The following is a 15,287-nucleotide window of genomic DNA, read 5'->3' as shown; positions in this document are numbered from 1 at the left end:
GAGTGGCGAGGAATTCGGCGAGTTCGACGAGGGCGCTAAGCGAAACGCGCGCCTCGCCAATCGCCATGCCCACGCAGGCGACCGGATCGAGCATCCAGGTGGAAATTATGATGACATGCCCCGGCGCGGCTTCAACGCGCGCCATCGCACCGTTCCGGGACCGATCGACGCCTTCGCACCGCACCCGCCTTCCGAAAAGCGGGTGGTAAGGGTAATGCACGGTCACAAACTCGCCGATATGGGCAGAATGACCCTGAGATGGCCCGTTGGCTCTATCGGCAGCTTCAGGCCGAATACGATCACCTCACGTCGGACGAGGCCATCGAGGAGGGCATCATCGTCAACGAGTACACCTTCACCGAAGGAGGGCGGCGGTTTGGGTCAAGTTGAAGTGGCGCGCATTGCAAACTGTCAGAAACTTGCGTATATTTCTGACAGGAGAAAGATCATGGAACGACTTTCAGAACAGATCATCCAGCAGGCTGCCGCCTTGCCAGAAGGAACGCCGCTTGCGGCGAAGGGGTTATTGCACCTCGGATCGCGGGCTGCAGTGGATCAGGCCCTCTCGCGCCTGACCGAGCGCGGCCAACTCATCCGGGCCGGGCGTGGCGTTTATCTGCGTCCTGTCCAAACGCGGTTTGGGCCGAGAAGCCCTTCGATTGAGCAAGCAGTTGAGGCTTTGGCTCAGCAACGTGGAGAGGTCATTGTGCCCAACGGTGCCGCCGCTGCGAATGCGCTTGGCCTAACGACTCAAGTACCTGTCCGGTCTGTTTACCTGACCTCTGGGCGCAGCCGAACCCTGACGATGGGCAAGCAATCCGTCGAGCTGCGCCATGCGCCGAAGTGGCAGCTCTCGCTTGCCGGCAAAACTGCTGGGCAGGCCGTCAGGGCCTTGGCATGGCTCGGGCCAGAGCAGGCAGAGAGCGCGTTGCAAACGCTAAAGGCAAAACTGCCGAATGCCGTGTTGATGGAGTTGGTGATGGCGGCACCCCAGTTCCCCACATGGCTTGCCCGCACTGTTGGTAAAGTCGCGCATGGCTGAAGCATTTCTAACCCTCGAGGCGGCTGATCGCCTCGATGTTTTGGGTATTGCCGCAGATCGTCTCGGTCGGCCCTCGCATCTGTTGGAAAAGGATGTGTGGGTCGTCTGGGCCTTGCAGGTTCTTTTTGAATCCGCTGTCAAAGACGATCTGGTGTTCAAGGGCGGCACCTCTCTTTCGAAAGCCTACGGCGTCATTGACCGGTTTTCTGAAGATGTCGATCTGACCTATGACATCCGCGCCCTCGTGCCTGAGTTGGTGGAGGCGCGGGGTAACGCCATTCCTGCGACGACCAGCGAAGAGCGCCGGTGGTCGCGTCGGGTTCGCGAGGTTCTGCCCCTTTGGGTCGCGGACACAGTTCAGCCGATCATCACGAAGGCTATTGCTCTGCAGGGCCTTCAAGCAGCGATCCGCCCAGATGGCGACAAGCTCTTCATCGACTACCCGCCAGTCGCCAAAGGTACGGGATATGTCTCACCAAGTGTCATGCTCGAATTCGGGGCAAGATCGACAGGTGAGCCCGCATCAATGCGCAGCATCGTTTGTGACGCGGCGGGGCCTGTCGAAGGGGTGAGTTTCCCAACAGCCCTTCCCCGGGTTATGCATGCAGAACGTACTTTCTGGGAGAAGGCCACCGCCATACACGTCTTCTGCCAGCAAGAGCGCATGCGGGGCGACAGATTTTCCAGGCACTGGCACGACCTCACCCGACTTGACGCCGCCGGCATTGCTGACGCTGCCATTGGCGATCATGCCCTTGCGCGTGCTGTCGCCAGCCACAAAAGCATGTTCTTTGCGGAAAAGGATTCGCACGGCCAGAAGATCGACTATCTGGCTGCGGTCACTGGTAGGTTGCAGCTGGTTCCTGCCGGAGCAGCCTTTGATCTACTGGCTGAAGACTACCGACGCATGTCGGAGGACGGGCTCTTCGCGACGGAGCCCGAAGCATTTCACCTGCTCATGGAGCGGTGTGAAATCATCGCACGTAAGGCAAACGCTCTCGCGCCGCAGACCTAGCTGCAGTCCAGCTAAGTTCACCTATTCCCGTCGATCCACTTCGACATCAGGCCTTTATCGCGAAAGCATTCATCCGGGACAGCGCGCCGTTTGATGCGTGCGAGACGCTCGGCAAAGGCGACCTGCTTGGAGGACGGCCGGCTGTCGAGCGCGGAGAGGGGTTTCATCTGCGCCTGCGCATCGATCCAGGTGCTTAAGGAGCGCCGATCCTGCTGGATCTCCCACGGCAGCAGGGTCTGGTTTCGCAGGGCCAATGACCGCGCATAGGCGATCTGACGCGGGGTGGCGGGCAGGGCAAAGGTCGTGGCTTCCATGGGATATCTCCCTTGTGGCGTTGAGTTTGTATATAGAACATTAAGGGAACAAAATCAAGCCGCGCATCCGTAGTTCCGGGGTTTGAGAGGCAGAGGGGAGCGGGAAAAGGCTAAACCGAAGGGGGACAGAGAGAGTGCCCCGACGGTTTGTCCTTGTCCCAATCCGGAGATCCCCGATGACGTTTCAGACTTCAGTCGCAACTGCGCTGCCGCTGGTAGCCCCGCTGCAATGCCCCGACACCGCCGCCGCTATTGTGATCGTGGCGCAATCTCTGCAGCCGGATCTGGCGCAGGGTTTTCAGATCGACGCCCTGCGCCTGCGTCTCGAAATGGAGCGCACCTTTGGCGGCACCGATGCGATGGGCGCTTGGGATTGGAAACTGGCGTATGAGGCGGGCGAGGTTGCGCTTGTCCTCTTCCTGCGGAAATTCGGCCGTGCGCTGTTGGCTCGGGCTGGCTCGCCTGCAGCGCTGCTGCCCATCCTCGCCAAGGTGGCGGGCCTCTTGCCCACGCACACCCGGCGCTCGGAGGAGATGGAGCGATTCCAGCAATTCTCGACGCCGCTGCCTATGGGACTCGCGGCGCTCGCGGCTGCGCAGATCACTCCCCGTGACTTGGTCCTCGAGCCTTCGGCCGGGACCGGGCTTCTGGCGATCCTCGCCGAGATCGCGGGCGGCAGCCTCGCACTGAACGAGTTGGCAGACACCCGCGCCGACCTTCTGCGACTGCTGTTTCCGGGCTGCCCGGTCACTCGCTTTGACGCCGCGCAGATTGACGATCATCTCGACGCGGGCATGCGCCCGAGCGTCATCCTGATGAACCCGCCGTTCTCGGCGGTGGCAAATGTCGATGGCCGCACCACCGAAGCGACGGCGCGGCATCTGCGCTCGGCGCTTGCCCGGCTGGCCCCTGGTGGGCGGCTGGTCGCCATCACCGGTGCCGGTTTCGCGCCCGACGCTCCGGCCTGGGCCGAGACTTTCGACCGCCTAACCGAGTCCGCGCATCTGGTTTTCACCGGCGCTGTGTCGGGAGCCGCCTTCGCCAAGCATGGCACCACTTTAGAGACCCGGATTTCGGTCTTCGACAAATGCTATAGTGGCGAGATGGGTGGCGTCACCGCTGACCTGCGTCAGCCAACGTCTCCGGATGTAGCGCATCTCCTCTCCCGGATCACCGCTGACGTTCCGCCACGCTTTGAGTCGGATCAGGCCGCCACGGCAAGTCAGAGCCGTTTTTCCCTCTTCGCGGGAAACTCTGCCCCCTCCACGCGCAAGGCCATTGGCATATCTCGCGTGACTTCTGCGGCCCAACCCGCGCAAGCCATCGCTAAGATCGAGGCCGAAGACCTCGCCTATACCCTGTGCGAGGGGCGCGACAACGATGATACTGCGCGCCTGTCGGATGCGATTTACGAGACCTTCCGCCTGCAGGCGATCGACATCCCCGGGGCAGAACCACACCCGACCAAGCTGGTGCAATCGGCGGCCATGGCCTCGGCCGCGCCCCCAAAACCCAGCTACCGCCCGAAGCTGCCCGCTGCCGTGTTGCGCGATGGCCTTCTGTCCGACGCGCAGCTGGAGACCGTGATCTACGCTGGTGAAGCGCATGGCGCCTGTCTCGCGGGGTCGTGGACAGTCGATGAAACCGGCGACATGGTCTCGGCCGCGCCCGATGATGCCCCTGACGCCATCCGTTTCCGTCGTGGCTTCTTTCTTGGCGATGGCACGGGGGCGGGCAAGGGCCGCCAATCGGCCGGGATACTGCTCGACAACTGGTGCCAAGGCCGCCGGAAGGCCCTCTGGGTGTCAAAGAGCGACAAGCTCTTGGAGGATGCTCAGCGCGATTGGTCGGCTCTCGGGCAAGAGCGGCTGCTTGTCACGCCGCTGTCGCGCTTTGCGCAAGGCCGCGACATCCCCCTCACCGAGGGCATCCTCTTCACCACCTACGCCACACTTCGCTCAGAAGAACGCGGGGCCAAGAAATCCCGCGTCGACCAGATCGCGGACTGGCTCGGGGTCGACTTCGATGGTGTCATCATCTTCGATGAAAGCCACGCGATGGCCAATGCCGCCGGCTCGAAGGGCGAGCGTGGCGACACTGAGGCCTCGCAGCAGGGCAGGGCAGGCCTGCGCCTGCAGCACAAGCTACCGAATGCGCGGGTGGTCTATGTCTCGGCCACCGGGGCGACCTCAGTTCACAACCTCGCCTATGCACAACGCCTCGGCCTTTGGGGCGGGGAAGACTTCCCCTTCGCAACGCGCGCCGAATTCGTCGAGGCCATTGAGGCAGGCGGCGTCGCCGCCATGGAGGTGTTAGCCCGCGACCTGCGGTCTCTTGGCCTCTACACCGCCCGTTCGCTCTCCTATGACGGCGTCGAATACGAGATGCTGGAGCATGCGCTGACCCCGGAGCAGCGCGGCATCTACGATGCCTATGCCGGGGCTTTCGCCATCATCCACAACAACCTCGCCGCTGCGATGGAGGCCGCCAACATCACTGGCCCGGCCAGCTCGACAGGCTCCAACGGCACGCTGAACCGCCAGGCCAAGTCCGCCGCGCGCTCGGCCTTCGAGTCTGCCAAGCAGCGCTTCTTCGGCCACCTTCTGACCTCGATGAAAACCCCCACGCTGATCGCGTCCATCGAGGCCGACCTCGCAGCGGGCCATGCCGCCGTCATCCAGATCGTCTCGACCGGCGAGGCGCTGATGGAACGTCGCCTCTCGGACATCCCGACCGAGGAATGGAGCGACATCCGCGCCGACATCACCCCGCGGGAATATGTCCTCGATTACCTCGCCCATTCCTTCCCGGTGCAGCTCTATGAGCCCTTCACTGACAGCGAGGGCAAACTGTCGTCGCGGCCCGTGTTCGGTGATGGCCAGCCCGTCGAGTGTCGGGAGGCTGCCCGCAGCCGCGACGCCCTGATCGAAAAGCTGGCCTCGCTTCCCCCCGTGCCCGGCGCGCTGGATCAGATCGTGCAGCGCTTCGGCACCGATCTCGTGGCGGAAGTGACGGGCCGCTCGCGCCGCATCGTGAGGAAGGGCGAAGGGCATGCCGCGCGCCTCGTCGTGGAAAGCCGGGCGGGGTCTGCCAATCTCGCGGAAACCGCCTCTTTCATGGATGACCAGAAACGCATCCTGATCTTCTCAGATGCTGGCGGCACGGGACGCAGCTATCATGCAGATCTCGGGGCGAAGAACCAGCGACTGCGCGTCCATTATCTTCTGGAGCCGGGCTGGAAGGCGGATGCGGCCATTCAGGGACTGGGTCGCACCAACCGCACCAATCAGGCGCAGCCGCCGCTCTTCCGGCCCGTGGCCACGGATGTGAAGGCAGAAAAGCGTTTTCTCAGCACCATCGCCCGTCGCCTCGACACGCTCGGTGCCATCACGCGCGGCCAGCGCCAGACCGGCGGGCAGGGGCTGTTCCGACCCGAGGACAACCTCGAGTCGCCTTACGCCCGCGATGCCCTGCGCCAGCTTTACCGCAAACTCTATCGCGGCGATGTGCCGGGCTGCTCACTCGGGGCCTTCGAGGATGCGACGGGGCTCAGCCTGACCGATGACAATGGTCTGAAGGACGACTTGCCGCCGATCACGACCTTCCTCAATCGCCTGCTGGCGCTGACGATTGACATGCAGGCCGTGCTGTTTTCGGCCTTCGAGGAATTGCTCGACCAGCGGATCGAGGGCGCCATCGCGGCCGGGGTCTATGACCTCGGGCTCGAGACGCTGCGCGCCGAGAGCTTCCACGTCACGGATGCACGGGTGATCTACACCCATCCCGGCTCCGGTGCAGAAACCCAGCTTCTGACCATCGCGGAGAAGCGGCGCAACACGCCGACCTCGCTGGCCGATGCGCTGGACTGGCTTGATGACCCGAAGGCACGGCTCCTGGTCAACAGCCGCTCGGGCCGGGCCGCCGTGCAGGTGCCTGCCACCAGCCTGATGCTGGACGACGGCACCATTGAGCCGCGCCTGCGTCTGATCCGTCCGACCGAGGCGAGCACAGTCCCGGCCAAGATGATGGAGGACACCCACTGGCTGGAAGCCGACCGCGCCACCTTCGCCGCCGCCTGGACCGCGGAACTGGCTGAGGTGCCGGAGTTCTCGGAAGCCACGCTGCACATCGTCGCGGGGCTTCTGTTGCCGATCTGGAAGCAGCTCCCACAGGACGAAACCCGCGTCTACCGGCTCCAAACCGATGACGGCCAACGCATCATCGGCCGCCGCGTCTCACCCGCCTGGGTCGCGACCACGCTTGCGGATGACGCGCCGAAGCTCAGTGCAGCGCAGGTCCATGCCCTCGTTCTGGAGGGCAAGACCGTGGTGCGGCTGGCCGAAGGAATGGAGTTGCACCGCTCCCGCGTCATGGGGGTCAACCGGATCGAGCTCTCCGGGTTCACGGAAGCGCAGAAGGACCGGCTCAAGGCTGATGGCTTCTTCTCGGAAATCATCAGCTGGAAGCTGCGGCTATTCTGTCCCGCCGATGCGAGTGGGATCGCCGTGCTCGACCACCTGCTTGCACGCTTCACCATCCAGGGTCTACATGCACGCAAAGGTTGTTAATCGTGTGTGCCATGTCATTGGAAACAGAAGATCTGCTGCGGGATCTCTCGCAAAATGCCGAGAGCGTTTGCCGCCATTATCTTCCCGCCGGCAGGCGGGAAGGCTCCTATTGGATGGTCGGTGATCTGCAAAACAATCCGGGCCGCTCGCTGTTCGTCAGGCTGACCGGTCCCACCTCGGGGCCGGGAGCTCGGGGCAAATGGACCGATTCAGCCACGTCGGAATTCGGCGATCTCCTCGACATCATCCGCGAACGCACGGGGATCACCCGCTTTCCCGACCTTTTGGCCGAGGCCCGCGCGCATCTTGGCCGTCCGCAGCCGGTTCTCCCGGATGCCAATTCCCCACGCAGCCAAAAATCCCCGTCGGGTACGCCAGCAGCAGCGGCGCGCTTGTTTGCGGCCTCGCTGCCATTGGCAGGCACTCTGGCAGAAGCCTACCTGCGCGCCCGGGGCATCACCCAAGCGTTGCCGAGTTCAAGCCTGCGCTTCCACCCGAAGTGCTGGCATCGGGATGAGGGCCAGACCAAGCCTGTTCCCAGACCTGCGATGATCGCGGCGGTCACCGATGGGGCAGGGGCCCTGCAGGGCGTGCATCGCACTTGGCTTGAGCCCGACGGACAGGACAAGGCGGCTGTCGACACACCGCGGCGGGCTATGGGTCACCTCCTCGGCAATGCTGTCAGGATCGCTCCTGCAGATCAAACCCTCGTGCTGGGGGAAGGCATCGAGACCATGCTGTCCGTTCGCGAGGCGGCACCTTCGTTGCCCGTCTGGGCGGCGCTCTCGTCGAGTCACCTCGGAGCCGTCTTATTGCCTGCAGGGTTGCAGCGCCTTTACATCGCCATCGACCGCGATCCGGCGGGGCAGCGCGCGGCGGAAAGGTTGACCGCCAGAGCAACCGAGGCCGGGATTGCCGTACGGGTGCTCGAGCCGCGTCTCGGGGATTTCAACGACGATCTCCGAGCCCACGGCGCTGAGGCGCTGAGCCAGCACCTGGCACAGCAGATCGACCTCGAGGATCAGCATCGGCTGACGATCTGAACCCTAAAAGCGCAAAGGCAGTCTGGAAGCGGGGCAGGGGTCACGCAGCGCTTGAGGAACCGGGTCGCGTCTTTCCACGCATCCCGGCTGTCAAACCCGCGCAGGCACCCGCACGTCCTTCAAGAGATGGGCAGGCGGCCGTCAAAGCGGCCGCCCCTTCAAGGACGGGGGGCAACTGATTTCCGCCGGCGGGGCTCGCCCCGCCTTTGCATCGCGAAGCAAATCAGCCGCCCCCCGTCCTCCTCCACATGCGTTCCGGCCCCAAAGAAGGGGTGAAGGGGCGTCCCCAGTGACAGCTTTCGCAGCCCATGAAGGCCGCGCGGGATGTCGCGCGGGACCGAGCAGCCGGAGGCAAAAGACCATGACGACCCAATTCCAGAGCGAGGATTTCGACCGCAGCCCCGCCCTTTCCCAGACCGCCTGGGCGCTTCAGGAGCTTCAGCTCTACGGCACCCGTGCCTTCCAGGACGAGGTCGATCTGCGCCCGATGCCGGAGGCCGAGCGCCTTATCGACGCGGTCAGCGATATCTTCGATGCCCTCGTCGCAACCCTTGGGGACACCCGCATGGAACCCGACCTCGAAGAATTGCTCTGGGGTCAGGTCAACCTCTTCCACCGCGCCGCCGCCCGCACGGAACGCCTGCTCGATGACAACGAAGTGGCGCAACACCGCCTGCAGCGCGAACAGGACGGCTCCGAGGTGAAATCCACCGAGCTTGAGCGCTTGACGGCCGAAGGCACCAGCCTTGTCGAACGGCGGCATTGTCTTGAAGCCTTCCGCGACCGCAGCGCGGAGGCGTTTGAGCTTCATACCGGTTCGACATGGCGGCCGCGCTCTGGCTCGATGGTGAACCACAAGCACCTGACTGCAGCGCTGATCGACAGCCGCGATTTCCTGGCCGCCAAGCGCCGCTCGGAAACCGAGGTGATGCTCCCCACGGGCCCCAAGGTCGCCCTCACCGGCGGGACCGACTTCAACGATCATCGCCTGATTTGGGGCAAGCTTGACCAGGTCCGGACCAAACATCCCGACATGGTGCTCTTGCACGGTGGCAGCCCCAAGGGAGCTGAGCTCATCGCCGCCAAATGGGCCGAAGCCCGCGGCGTGACGCAGGTTGCCTTCAAGCCCGACTGGACCAAGCACGCCAAGGCCGCGCCATTCAAGCGCAACGACGCCATGCTGGACGTGCTGCCCGTGGGCGTTCTTGTCTTCCCGGGAAATGGCATCCAGGAAAACCTCGCCGATAAGGCCAAGAAGCTGGGCATCCCTGTCCTGAAGTTCGAGAAGGGGGCGTGAGCCCCCTTTTTATCGACACTGGAGCAAAGGCGAATTTTTGTAGTCGCCGCCCTGCTGGTTCATCGCTAAGTTGATGAAATACATAGTCAGGGGTGCTTATGACTGCCATCGACCGAATCCTACAGTCTTACCGCGACGCTGCAGCTACAGAGCGTGAAAAGGGCACCTATTTCGAACGGTTGGCCCTCGTGTTTTTCATGAATGACCCTGTTCAGTCAGAAGAATATGAAGCGGTCTGGACTTGGTCGGAATGGGCAAAAACCAATGGCCGCGACGGCAAAGACGTCGGTATCGACCTGGTTGCAAAACTGCGTAATGAGGCAGGCTTCGCAGCCATTCAAGCAAAGTTTTACGCTGCGGATGCCCGTATCCAGAAGGCCCACATCGACAGTTTTATTTCGGCTTCTGGCAAGGAGCCTTTCAGCAGGCGCGTCGTTCTTGATACTACTGAAAAGGAATGGGGTACCAACGCCGAGGAGATGATCCGGGACCAGGCAATCCCCGTCGTTCGCATCGGCCTGACCGACCTTCGCGAAAGCCGGATCGACTGGACGATTTTTGAGGCGCGCGGCGAAATCGTCCTCAGCGCCAAGAAGTCTCTGCTGGACCATCAGAAGGATGCGCTGGCAGACGTCAGCAAGGGCCTCGCGGCGGCCGACCGCGGCAAGATGATCATGGCTTGCGGCACGGGCAAGACCTTCACCTCGCTGAAGATCGCAGAAGCCATCGCAGGCAAGGGCAAGCGCGTCCTGTTTATGGTGCCGTCGCTGGCACTCATGTCCCAGACTGTGCGTGAATGGACAAATGACACCGAAACGCCAATCCGGGCCTTCGCCGTCTGTTCTGACGCCCATGTCGGCAAGCGCCGCAAAAGCACGGACGACATCGCGGAAATCGAGATCCACGATCTAGCGTTCCCGGCCACCACTGACCCGGTCAAGGTCGCAGAGAAAGCGGGCGAGGACGATCCGGATCGGATGACCGTCATCTTTTCAACCTACCAGTCCATCGTCACGCTTTCCCGCGCGCAGGAAGCGGGACTGCCCGAGTTCGATCTGATCATCTGCGATGAGGCGCACCGCACCACGGGCGCCACCCTTGACGGCGAGGAAGAGTCGAACTTCGTCAAGATCCACAGCAATGACAATGTGAAAGCCCGCAAGCGCCTCTACATGACGGCGACGCCCCGGATATTTGGCGACAATGTGCGCAGCAAGGCGGATGAGGTCGGCGCCGAGCTGGCCTCGATGGATAACCCGGCCCTCTTCGGCGAGACACTGTTTTACCGGGGTTTCGGCTGGGCGGTTCAGAATGGCCTGCTGACCGATTACAAGGTCATCGTTCTGGCGATGGACGAGGGCCTGGTCAGTGCGGCCGTGCAAAAGCGGCTCGGCGATGCGGGCAGCGAACTGGTTCTGGACGACGCCACCAAGATCATCGGCTGCTACAAGGCGCTGACCAAGATTGACCTGAAGGCCGATGTCTCCACCGACCCCCATCCTATGCGCCGCGCGCTGGCCTTCGCCAAGGACATCCGCAGTTCCAAGCTAATCCGTGACGAATTCACCGCCGTGGTCGATGAATACCTCGGCCAAGACAGCCTGATCGACGAAGACATCCCCTCTGACCACCTCCAGTGCCAGATTGAACACGTCGACGGCACCTTCAACGCCAAAACACGCGGCACTTTGCTGGATTGGCTGAAGGCTGACGCGGGCGACAATGTCTGCCGTATCCTGACCAACGCCCGCTGCCTGTCCGAGGGCGTCGATGTTCCCGCCCTCGACGCCATCATGTTCCTCCACCCCCGCAAGAGCCAGATCGATGTCGTCCAGTCAGTCGGCCGCGTGATGCGCCGCGCCGACGGAAAGAAGATGGGTTACGTCATCCTGCCCGTGGGCGTCCCTGCCGGGGTTCCGCCCGAACAGGCGCTGGCCGACAATGAACGCTACCGCGTCGTCTGGCAGATCCTGAACGCCCTGCGCGCCCACGATGAACGCTTCGACAGCACCATCAACAAGGCGTCCCTCGGTCAGGACATCTCGGACAAGGTCGAGATCGTCGGCATCAATGCCGAATCTGAAGAACTGCGTTCCGTTACCGCTGTCGTCCAGAACCTGCCGAGCAAGACCAAGGCCGCCAGTTCCGGCATCGGGTCGGGCAGCGGCGGTCCCGGCGACGATGTCATCGAAGGACCAGAACCCACCCAAACCGAAATGACCTTCTCGATCGACGAATTCTCCCGCGCCATCATGGCCAAGATCGTCAAGAAGTGCGGCACCCGCGACTATTGGGAGGACTGGTCAGCCTCCATCGCCGAAATCGCCAAGAACCACATAACCCGCCTGACTGCCCTGCTGAAGGATCCCGACACCGAGGCCCGCCGCGCCTTCGATGCCTTCCTTGGCGAACTGCGCGACGATCTGAACGACACCATCTCCGAAGGCGACGCCATCGAGATGCTGGCACAGCACATCATCACCCGACCTGTGTTCGAAACCTTGTTCGAAGGCCACAAGTTCACCGCCGAAAACCCCGTCTCCCGCGCCATGCAGCGCGTGCTGGATGTGCTGAACGAGGCCAACCTCGACAAGGAATCCCGCGACCTCGAGAAGTTCTACGCCAGCGTCAAGCTGCGGTCACAGGGCATCACCGATCCGCAGGCCAAGCAGAAACTGATCGTCGAGCTGTACGACAAGTTCTTCCGCCGTGCCTTCCCCCGCACCACCGAAAAGCTGGGCATCGTCTACACCCCTGTCGAGATCGTGGATTTCATCATCCATTCGGTGAACGAGGTACTGCAGTCCGAATTCGGCCAGACCCTTGGCTCCCCCGGCGTCCACATCATCGACCCCTTCACCGGCACCGGCACCTTCATCACCCGCCTGCTGCAATCCGGCCTGATCGCGCCCGAAGAGATGGAACACAAGTTCCGCCACGAGATCCACGCCAACGAAATCGTGCTGCTGGCCTATTACATCGCCGCAATCAACATCGAGGCGGTCTATCACGGGCTGCAGGGCGGCGAGTATGTGCCGTTCGAGGGCATTTGCCTGACCGACACCTTCCAGATGTATGAAAGCGACGACCTGATCTCGCATTACATGCCGGATAACTCCGAGCGGCGGAAAAGGCAGAAGGAGACAGATATTCGGGTGATCGTAGGGAATCCGCCTTATTCGGCGGGTCAGGGCAGTGCGAACGACAACAATGCCAATGTGGTCTACCCGACGCTAGACGGTCGCATCCGCGATACATATGCCGCGCAATCCGCGAACACAAATATGCGGTCGCTCTATGACAGTTACATTCGGGCTGTTCGATGGGGATCAGATCGCATTGGTGAAGCTGGCGTCATGGCCTACGTCAGCAATGCCGGTTGGCTTGACGGCACGGCGGCAGATGGTATGCGCGCCTGCTTGGAAAGCGAGTTCTCGAACCTTTATATCTTCCATCTGCGCGGAAATGCACGAACATCGGGTGAGCAGCGCAGGAAGGAAAGAGGAAATGTTTTTGGCGAAGGGACGCGGACACCAATTTCTATCAACGTGTTCGTCAAAGACCCTGGCGCTGCCAAGCATGGTCAAATCCACTTTCACGACATCGGTGACTATCTCGATCAGAAAGAAAAGCTCTCTATTGTACGCGAATTTGGAAGCATAAGCGGTATTTCCAAAGTCAACGGATGGGTCCCAATAATTCCAAATCAACATCATGATTGGATCGGTCAGCGCGGACAGGACTTTGAGAAGTTTCTGCCGATCTCGGCAAAGGGCGGCATCGAAGCTGGCCTTTTCGAAACGCATTCGGCGGGTTTGAAAACAAATCGCGACGTATGGGTCTACGATTCATCCAAGAGACAGCTTGAGGCCCGTACTCAGGCAAGCATTCGATTTTTCAATCACCAAGTTGATCTAAGGCAGGTCAATCCCAACTACTCCATCGACACGGAACCAACAAAATTCAAATGGTGCCAAGCAACGATAGGGAGTGTCGAAAAAGGCAGAAAGATCGAGTTCCATGAGCAGGTTATTCAGCAGGCCATGTATCGGCCCTTCTTGAGGAATTGGGTTTACAAGCACAAGTCCTTGAATTGGAGCAGTTATTTGATGCCCCGGTTCTTTCCTGAGGCGTCGACCAATAACCTTGCAATCTGCGCTTCTGGGCCGGGTGGGCGAGGGAACTTCTCCGCGTTGATGACAAATGCAGTTCCCAGCATCCACTTTTCTGATGTCGACGGGGTGCAGTGCTATCCACTGAGGTTGTTCTCCGACACACCGGAAGTAGCCGAAACTGACCTGTTCGCGTCGACAGCACCATCAAAAGAAGGTCTCGACGGGATTACGGACGCAGGCCTAAACCACTTCCGGGATGCCTATCCCGGTGAGACTATCACCAAGGAAGACCTGTTCTACTACGTCTACGGCCTGCTGCACTCCGAGGACTACCGCACGAAATACGCCGACAACCTGTCCAAAGAACTGCCCCGCATCCCCCGCGTGAAAACCGCCGCCGACTTCTGGGCCTTCTGCCGCGCGGGCCGCGAACTCGGCGATCTGCATGTGAACTATGAAACCGTCGAACCCTACCCGGTCACGATCAAGCAAGGCGACCTGCGCCTGGCCGACATCAAGAACCCCGAGGCCTTCTACCGCGTCACGAAATGGGCTTTCGGCAAGGCGGGCAAGGAAAAGGACAAGACCACCGTCATCTACAACGCCAACATAACCATGCAGGACGTGCCCTTGGAGGCCTACGACTACGTCGTGAACGGCAAGCCCGCGCTGGAATGGGTGATGGAACGCCAGGTGGTCAAGACCGACAAAGACAGCGGCATCGAAAACGACGCCAACCGCTATGCCATCGAGACGATGAACAACCCAGCCTACCCCCTGGAACTGTTCCAACGCGTCATCACCGTCAGCCTGCGAACCATGGAAATCGTGCGCGGCCTGCCGAAGCTGGACGTGATGGCATGATGATCCGGGGCTTGATGCTTGCACTTACATTGATCCCGACCGGCGTCAGTGCACAGCAGGGGTTCAGTTGTTCCTACGGTGACCGGGGAGCATGCCTCGGATTTGGCGATACGGTCTGCTCGAGCAGTGGCATGTGCGTCGACCAGAACGCAGCCTGTTTCGACAAGTACCAATGCGACTACGAAGGCTTCACGTGCAAATCCAACGTGACCGAATGCGCCGCAGCCTATGACAAGCTGCTCGGTGAAAACAACACGTTGGTTGATGAATACAATGGCCTGCTCAAGAAGCACAAAGAGCTGGCCACAGAATTTGACGAAACGATCACCGCAGCCCGGGCGCTGAAATCCGACTACGACCGATTGGAGGCCACCTTGGCCGACATGGAAACCTGTCTGCTCTACGCCAGCACACTTGATGATGCGAAGCTTTGTACGCCCTGAAAGGTTTTCCCGGCTTTCAGTGAAGCGTCCTGCCTGTTAGATTCTGGATACCTTACTGCCCGGTAGAAATGTCCGCATCCTCTGACCAGTTCGAAGTTTTCCCCCGCTTGCTGCATTTGCGGCGGCTTGACCCTGCGCGCAACATGCGGCGCTACTATCGGATGGCAATTGAGAGCGATCTCTTCGGTAAGTCCAGTCTGGTGCGAGAATGGGGGCGGATCGGATCACGTGGGCAGATGCTAGTCGAAACCCACTCTGACGAAGGGCAGGCCGTCAACGCCCTGATGAAACTTGCGCGAGCCAAGGAGCGGAAAGGTTACGTTCGCTGACGGGCGGACCAGAGAGGTCCAACGCGACCCAAGGCGATCTGAAATCGCTTCGAGCGCTGACAAATTGTCATTCAACACAGGTAGGCGATGCTTTTCGCGTTCCTTGCCATGAGCGATAGAACTGGTTTCTAGGCACCTTCTCCAAGGTGCTGTTTCCGGGGCTGCGCCTCGGCTATGCCGTCATCCCGGATCCACTGCTCGAAACCATCATGGCGTTGCGCAGCCGCACGGACCGCAGCCCGCCGACGCTTGCCGAA

10 protein-coding genes are annotated in these 15,287 nt (G+C 61.4%); 9 read left to right on the top strand and 1 reads right to left on the bottom strand.

What is annotated here, in order from left to right; translation table 11 throughout:
* Window positions 1-258 precede the first annotated feature (258 nt).
* From GU927_RS20500 to GU927_RS13040, 3 genes are read left to right on the top strand one after another with little or no spacing between them, the layout of a single operon-like run.
* Window positions 259-390, top strand: coding sequence for a hypothetical protein (locus tag GU927_RS20500; RefSeq protein WP_269770127.1), 132 nt, complete (start codon window positions 259-261; stop codon window positions 388-390).
* 58 nt (window positions 391-448) lie between these two features.
* The gene (locus GU927_RS13045; protein ID WP_161762900.1) at window positions 449-1,042 is read left to right on the top strand and encodes a DUF6088 family protein; all 594 of its coding nucleotides are present in this window, start codon (window positions 449-451) and stop codon (window positions 1,040-1,042) included.
* Window positions 1,035-2,057 carry a nucleotidyl transferase AbiEii/AbiGii toxin family protein gene (locus GU927_RS13040; RefSeq protein WP_161762899.1) on the top strand — a complete coding sequence of 341 codons (1,023 nt, stop codon included), beginning with the start codon at window positions 1,035-1,037 and terminating at the stop codon, window positions 2,055-2,057. Before GU927_RS13045 ends, GU927_RS13040 begins: the two co-directional genes overlap by 8 nt.
* Window positions 2,058-2,074: 17 nt before the next feature.
* Here the strand turns inward: GU927_RS13040 and GU927_RS13035 are convergent, their stop codons facing one another.
* Window positions 2,075-2,371: a hypothetical protein gene (locus GU927_RS13035; RefSeq protein WP_161762898.1), complete on the bottom strand. Its 297-nt coding sequence runs from the start codon at window positions 2,369-2,371 to the stop codon at window positions 2,075-2,077.
* Window positions 2,372-2,547: 176 nt separating this feature from the next.
* On the opposite strand from GU927_RS13035, the gene GU927_RS13030 reads away from it, so the two are divergent.
* From GU927_RS13030 to GU927_RS13005, 6 genes are all read left to right on the top strand, one after another.
* Window positions 2,548-6,939 carry a bifunctional class I SAM-dependent methyltransferase/DEAD/DEAH box helicase gene (locus tag GU927_RS13030; RefSeq protein ID WP_161762897.1) on the top strand — a complete coding sequence of 1,464 codons (4,392 nt, stop codon included), beginning with the start codon at window positions 2,548-2,550 and terminating at the stop codon, window positions 6,937-6,939.
* Window positions 6,940-6,950: 11 nt separating this feature from the next.
* The gene (locus GU927_RS13025) at window positions 6,951-7,982 is read left to right on the top strand and encodes a DUF7146 domain-containing protein (RefSeq protein ID WP_161762896.1); all 1,032 of its coding nucleotides are present in this window, start codon (window positions 6,951-6,953) and stop codon (window positions 7,980-7,982) included.
* 361 nt (window positions 7,983-8,343) lie between these two features.
* Window positions 8,344-9,279 carry a DUF2493 domain-containing protein gene (locus GU927_RS13020; RefSeq protein WP_161762895.1) on the top strand — a complete coding sequence of 312 codons (936 nt, stop codon included), beginning with the start codon at window positions 8,344-8,346 and terminating at the stop codon, window positions 9,277-9,279.
* A 98-nt stretch (window positions 9,280-9,377) separates the two neighbouring features.
* Window positions 9,378-14,258 carry a DEAD/DEAH box helicase gene (locus tag GU927_RS13015; RefSeq protein ID WP_161762894.1) on the top strand — a complete coding sequence of 1,627 codons (4,881 nt, stop codon included), beginning with the start codon at window positions 9,378-9,380 and terminating at the stop codon, window positions 14,256-14,258.
* Entirely contained in the window at window positions 14,255-14,701 is a 447-nt protein-coding gene (locus tag GU927_RS13010) for a hypothetical protein (protein WP_161762893.1), read from the top strand. Before GU927_RS13015 ends, GU927_RS13010 begins: the two co-directional genes overlap by 4 nt.
* A gap of 68 nt (window positions 14,702-14,769) precedes the next feature.
* On the top strand, window positions 14,770-15,030 hold the full coding sequence (locus GU927_RS13005; protein ID WP_161762892.1) for a WGR domain-containing protein: 261 nt from the start codon (window positions 14,770-14,772) through the stop codon (window positions 15,028-15,030).
* Window positions 15,031-15,287 lie beyond the last annotated feature (257 nt).

Source organism: Paragemmobacter amnigenus (assembly GCF_009908265.2).
In the GTDB taxonomy this organism is placed as follows: domain Bacteria; phylum Pseudomonadota; class Alphaproteobacteria; order Rhodobacterales; family Rhodobacteraceae; genus Paragemmobacter; species Paragemmobacter amnigenus.
The sequence above is the reverse complement of the archived record's forward strand: the minus strand, read 5'-3'. Positions and strand labels throughout refer to the sequence as shown.